This window comes from Candidatus Jordarchaeum sp., assembly GCF_052745115.1.
Genome location: NZ_JBRAKS010000237.1, coordinates 1 through 6,036, shown reverse-complemented (window position 1 = coordinate 6,036; position 6,036 = coordinate 1). Strand labels below are relative to the sequence as shown.

General features: G+C 41.5%; 3 protein-coding genes. 2 read left to right on the top strand and 1 reads right to left on the bottom strand.

All coding sequences use genetic code 11. From position 1 onward, the window contains the following. The first annotated feature begins 316 nt into the window (after positions 1–316). Positions 317–1,960, top strand: coding sequence for a class I adenylate-forming enzyme family protein (locus ACUVXA_RS14725; RefSeq protein ID WP_445872038.1), 1,644 nt, complete (start codon positions 317–319; stop codon positions 1,958–1,960). A gap of 211 nt (positions 1,961–2,171) precedes the next feature. Here the strand turns inward: ACUVXA_RS14725 and ACUVXA_RS14720 are convergent, their stop codons facing one another. Continuing rightward, positions 2,172–4,031 (bottom strand): aldehyde ferredoxin oxidoreductase family protein, encoded by a 1,860-nt coding sequence (locus ACUVXA_RS14720; RefSeq protein ID WP_445872037.1) that lies wholly within the window; start codon positions 4,029–4,031, stop codon positions 2,172–2,174. Between the two features lie 234 nt (positions 4,032–4,265). On the opposite strand from ACUVXA_RS14720, the gene ACUVXA_RS14715 reads away from it, so the two are divergent. Beyond that, positions 4,266–5,906, top strand: a complete 1,641-nt coding sequence (locus tag ACUVXA_RS14715) for an FAD-binding oxidoreductase (RefSeq protein ID WP_445872036.1) — start codon at positions 4,266–4,268, stop codon at positions 5,904–5,906. Positions 5,907–6,036: the final 130 nt, after the last annotated feature.

The window sequence follows — 6,036 nt, the reverse complement described above, 5'->3', positions numbered from 1 at the left end:
AACAATGAGTCTATGATTTATTATATTTTGATTTTTTCACTCTTCTGTTAATTGTGTATTTCCGCTTTTCCTCCCCTCCTTCAAAGGGATTTTTTGGCACTTAACCCCGCTTAATTGTGGAATCCCCCGCAAAACAGGGATTTAAACCCGTTGCCCTCCGCCAAAACCACCACGGAAATGTTAACACAAAAGAATATAAAAATCAGAATATTATAAAAGATAGACACGTTGCAAAAGAAAAAGGTTTAATATAAATCCTTATAAGTTAAAAAGTAGATTGGAATTAACTTAAAGGAGAGATATGGAGGTATTTATTTTGGGAGCACCTTGGGACTGTAAACTAATAGGAGAATTCTTGGAATTTGATGCAGCAGAATATCCAGATAAGGAAGCAGTAGTGCATAAGGATCAAAGAATGACCTTTGAGGAGCTTAATGAAACCGTTGATCGTCTTGCTAAAAGTTTTTTGAAACTGGGAATCAAAAAAGGGGAAAAGATCATAACCATTATACCTCCTAGGCCTGAGTGGCTTTATGTTGCATTGGCGGCAGCTAAAATCGGAGCAGTAACAGTCTCACTGGACTGGAGAGATGAGTTAAAAGACTTTGAGTACCAGATTCCCTTAGTGAAACCTACCACGATTATAAATATGAACCAGTTCCTCAGCAGAATGTATTCCCGAATTTTAGATCAGATAAGAGATCAGTTTACTACAGTAAAAAACTATATTTCTATCGCCGGAACATATTTACCCGGATCCATCGCCTTTGAGGACTTAGTCTCCAAACCAAGAGATGAGATGAATAGAGAATTGGAAGAAAGGAAAAGTGAAGTTCAGGAAGACGATCCGGTTCTCTGTATGTACACAACTGGGACCACTGGTCCCCCTAAACCAGTGATTCTAACCCATAAAAATATCTGCAAGTGCGTTGAGTATTTGGCCAAGTATATAGGGGCGAATCCAGAAGACGTAGCCATTGGCAATATGCCAGTTTCACATGCGGCGGGTTCGGTACACGCTGAAATGCAAAGTATCATTCTAGGTAATAAATTGGTCATGCTTGAGAAATATGATACAGAAGATACCTTAAAGCTTGTACAGCGGGAGAAAGTCACATTTGTAGGTTGGCCTCCCACAGTATATATTATGATTCTTAATCTTCGTAATTTTGACCAATATGATATGTCTTCCATAAGAATGGCTGTGGCTGGTGCTGGTTACACCTCACCAGAATTGGCTCAAAGAATCATAGATAATATCTCACCAAGCTTCTACAACTGCTGGGGCATGACCGAGCTAAGTGGGGTGGCTACAATTGCGAGACCCGAAGATGGTATAGAAAAAACAAAGTGTACCTTAGGAAAACCGACTTCTTCAGAAATCAAAATAAAGCTTGTGGACGAAGAAGGTAAAGTTGTTTCTAGAGGCGAAGTGGGAGAGATAATGGTAAAGGGTCCCACTGTATTTAAAGAATACTACCTTATGCCTGAAAAGAATGCAGAATCCTTTGATGAAGAGAACTACTTCCACACCGGAGACAGGGCTAAGCAGGACGAGGATGGCTTCTATGTGTTTGTGGATCGCATTAAGGAGATGTATAAGTCAGGAGGCTACAATGTATCCCCTCTGGAAATCGAAGAATTCCTGATGGCACATCCCGATATTCTGTTAGCGGGTGTCATCGCGGTTCCTGATGAAAAGTGGGGTGAAGTGGGACGAGCCTATTACCAGAAAGTGCCTGGATCAAAAATCACAGACAAAGATGTGGAAGAATACTGTCGTCGGGGTCTGGCTGCCTATAAAGTTCCAAAAGAGTTTAAATGGAGAAATCTACCTATAATTGGAGCGGGAAAAGTGAGCAAGAAGAAGCTGAGGGAGGAACTGGAAAAGGAATTAGAGAAGGAGGAAAAATTAAAACGCCTCAGAGAAGAAAGAATGAAAGAAAGTCAAGACAGTTAAAATAATCTAAAAGTTAATAATTTCTCTTCTCTTTTTTGATGGAGTTCGTTAAAAATTATGTCTGAAATCTACTGAAATCTCTTCCCGATGAAAATTAATTATTTACCATGAAAATCATTTTCATTCTCTGTCTAGAACGCTTCAGCGTATGTATGTTTTTTTAAAAAAATGGTCTTAAGAGTACATCGACAAAAAAGGAAGGGATGGTAGGTTAGTCCCACATGTCCTTTGCTATGTCGTCTAGACCTAGCTCCTGAAGTCTCTCCTTTGTAGGCTTGCCGGTTTTTTTGTCCCAGCCTCTCAGATCGTAGTGTTCCTCAAGTAGACCTTCGAAATTTTCGTATATAACACCTTTTGCGTACCCGTCTGGCTTTGGTTCAAATAGTATGCGTTTAGGAAGCGTGTCATCCTCAATGGTAAAGCCGCATCGGAAATTAAAGGCACGCTGCAAATTGATAATTCGTTCTCCAATTTTCAATAAATCCTTCCAGTTTAGATTCATGCCAGTCACATGGTTTACGAATTCCACAGTCATCGAAGGCTTTACTACAGCGGTGAAGATGCACTGTCCCGCGGCATTCACAGCCATGGAATAGTCCTGCATGTCTTTTAGAGCCTGAGATTTTCCTTCCTCAACGAGACCCGGGATTGGATCCTCCATGCCAAATTCTTCCATAGGGATATTTACTTCGAAAAGTGTAATCGCCGGGGTGTGTCTCGCGCCTCCCGCAGTCGTCGCCATGTTGATTCCCATCATTTTTACGCCTCGTGGATCCCAAGCTGACATTTCAACGCCTTTTACTTGTACCGCCCAAGCCTCGGATCCCTGGCCGATTTTCTCTGCGGCTCTTTTTACTCCTTCTCCCAATAAGTGCCATATTCCTTTTTCTCTGTTTGCTATCTTTTTAATCATCTCAATGATCAGGTCAGGGTTTCCCCATTCTAGTTTGAGGCCTCCAGTATCCTTTTCTGTGATTACTCCTTTTTCGAAGCTCTCTATCGCCCAGCCTATACTATTCCCGATGGATATACAATCCACACCGTAGAGATCGCATAGGTGAGCGGCGTATGAGAGAGCTTCAAGATCGTGGTTAAGTGTGTTACTGCCCAGCAGGGCAAGTGCCTCATACTCAGGGCCATGACCATCAAAGGCGTATTTCGGTGTTTCGACTCTACACTTTCTGTCATGAGTAACGGGGCAACCGAAGCAAGCGTAGGGACTGTAACCTATAGTGGCCGTTAATGTTGGTCCGTCAATATCGTCCGCTTCAGGTAAATAGCCTAGTTGGAAGTTTTTAACGGGCATTACAGCCAGTTCATTTAGAGTTCCCACAAAACCGGCTGTTCCGTGGACAGCCACCAGATTGAGCGGTATGCTTTCTTGGTATTCAAGGAGATAGGCCTCATAGGTTTTTTTGAGTTCTTCCGGATTTGCAGCAGGGATCTTCTTTTGACCTACTGCTGCAATAGCCTTGAAGTTTTTTGAACCGGCAACAGCTCCTAATCCCATCCGTCCTGCGAAAGAGCCGTGATCACACTCAATACTTGCGTATCTTATGAGTTTTTCACCTGCAGGACCTATTGTGGAAACTCGGGCAGTCTTTTCTCCGAGGTCTTTTTTAATGATATCCTCTGTTTCAAAAGTATTTTTACCCCAAAGGTGGGAAGCGTCCTTAAGCTCTCCGCCCGCTTCAGAAAGATAGAGATAGACCGGCTTCTCTGACTTACCCTTAATTACTACTCCATCGTAGCCTGTGCGCTTAAGAGCCCAGGCGAAGAAGCCCCCACAGCTTGAATCACCCCAACCACCAGAAAGCGGGGAAACTGCGCACACATCATATTTTCCGCTTCCCGCGGTCAATGTTCCGGCACAAGGCCCGGTCATCCAAGCCAATATGTTTTCTGGAGAAAAAGCGTCCATCGGGAGCTTCAGCTCGTTGTAGAGCAACCGGCCCAGGTATCCCCGGGCACCCAAGTATAGCTTTGCCCATTCCTCGTTTATAGGCTCATCTTTTACTTCTCCTTTTGAAAGGTCTATACGTAATATTTTTCCCATAAAACCAGATATCATTTAACTGACCCTCTCTTAAATTTTTGATGGATATTTAGTTTAATTATATTTTTATACAGTCTTTTATATTATTTGGTCGTTTATATGTCAACAATCTTTTTTAGAATTGAATAACGCTGATTGTAAAATAATCAAGGCTTTTGATGTTTTTTGTAATTTTTTTAAAATCGACCAAACTTATTTTAACTTGCACGGCTTCTTAATATGCTGTAGTATTTTGGGAGGATTGTTTTGATGAATCGAATAAAAGCTGAAACTATGGATCTAGCTCCATTTGATTCGGTTCAGGTCTTTCATAGGAAAGAAATAAAATCGTCTTATACAGCCTACTTGATCGATGAATCCAATTATGGGGATGGAAAGGCGGAAAGTTTGTTTTTTCCTAAAAGTGAAGCGGAAGTTGCAGCGATTCTAAAAGAAATGAATCAAAGCGGTACTCAAATTACAGTCTCTTCGGGACGTACAGGCATCGTGGGGGGAGCCGTACCGCTGGTTGGAGTAATACTCTCAATGGAAAAAATGAATCATGTGTCGAGTTTAGGTTTTGATGAGCAAAAGAAAATGTGGTATGTGGGTGCTGAAGCGGGAATTATTTTAAGTGAACTTGTTCGCAAAATTGAACGCAAAGATTTTAATGAGCTTCTAACACAGGAATCGGCTACCAATCAGCAGATACTTGATAGATTCCTTTCTGATAAAGTAGAATATTTTCTCCCCCCAGACCCCACGGAAATGACCGCACTCCTTGGAGGCACAGTTGCAACCAACGCTTCCGGAGCTCGGACTTTTAAGTACGGAGCAATGCGTGAATGGATACGCAGAATCCGAGTGGTTCTCGTTAACGGCGATGTTCTCGATATCACTAGAGGACAAGTAACTGCGAGTAATGATGGAAAATTCGAAATTATACTAAGTGATGAAACATCAGTTGAGGTTCAGGTTCCTAGCTATAAGATGCCACAAATAAAAAATTCAGCGGGACTTTACGTTCTACCCGGTATGGACCTTATTGACCTATTTATCGGTTGTGAAGGGATACTAGGAGTAATCACAATGGTTGAGGTTTATATTACACAAAAGGCTCCGAATTTATTAAGCATCACAGCGTTCCTGCCAAGTGAGGGTGCTGCTATTGAATTTGTGGAAGATATTCGTACAGACGCATCGCCGATTAAGCCGGAGGCGATAGAATATTTCGATTCCAATGCTGTTGCTTTGTTGAGATCCTTGATAAACGAAGGAACCATCCAGATTCCATCCTTTCCAGACGATACGCAAGCTATTATTTACCTTGAAATCGCTTACTCTGATGAAGATGAGGAGCAGATGTATATTGCATTGGAAGACTTTTTCCAGCAGCATGGTGTTTCGATGGAGACCGCTTGGGGAGGAATGGAATCATCAGATTGGCAACGCATGAAGGATGTTAGGCATGCTGTTCCTGAAAAAATAAATTCAATTATCGCGAAGAGGCGCCGTGAGCATCCAGAGCTTCATAAACTTGGAACCGATATGGCGATTCCAGACGAACATCTGAGAACTATGATGGAATTTTATAAGAAAAAATTGGATGAGAAAAAGCTAGAATATGTTATTTTTGGGCACATCGGGAACAATCATTTACATGTAAACATCCTCCCTAGGGATGTGAATGATCTGAATACTGCTATAGATTTGTACTTAGAATTAGCAAATAAAGCGGTTGAGTTCGGAGGAACGGTATCGGCCGAGCATGGCATAGGTAAGTTAAAGAGACCCTTTCTTCGAGTGATGTATGGACAAGAGGGAATAGAACAAATTAGAGCTGTAAAAAGAGCCCTTGATCCAAAAGGAATTCTTAATGCAGGAGTTATGATTCCAGAGGAGAATATTTGAGATAAAATGAGATGAAGCAAATTTTAGTTTTTCCTACTGGTATACCTATAATCCTCATGCTTTATACAGTAACTTTTATTATCAAAAAAGATATGAGACGATATTATCATGAAGAAAATTTCGATCGATG

What these genes read in the sequence shown, in the direction of transcription:
- ACUVXA_RS14720 (WP_445872037.1), bottom strand. Translation starts at nt 4,031, where the DNA reads ATGATATCTGGTTTTATGGGAAAAATATTACGTATAGACCTTTCAAAA.
- ACUVXA_RS14715 (WP_445872036.1), top strand. Translation starts at nt 4,266, where the DNA reads ATGAATCGAATAAAAGCTGAAACTATGGATCTAGCTCCATTTGATTCG.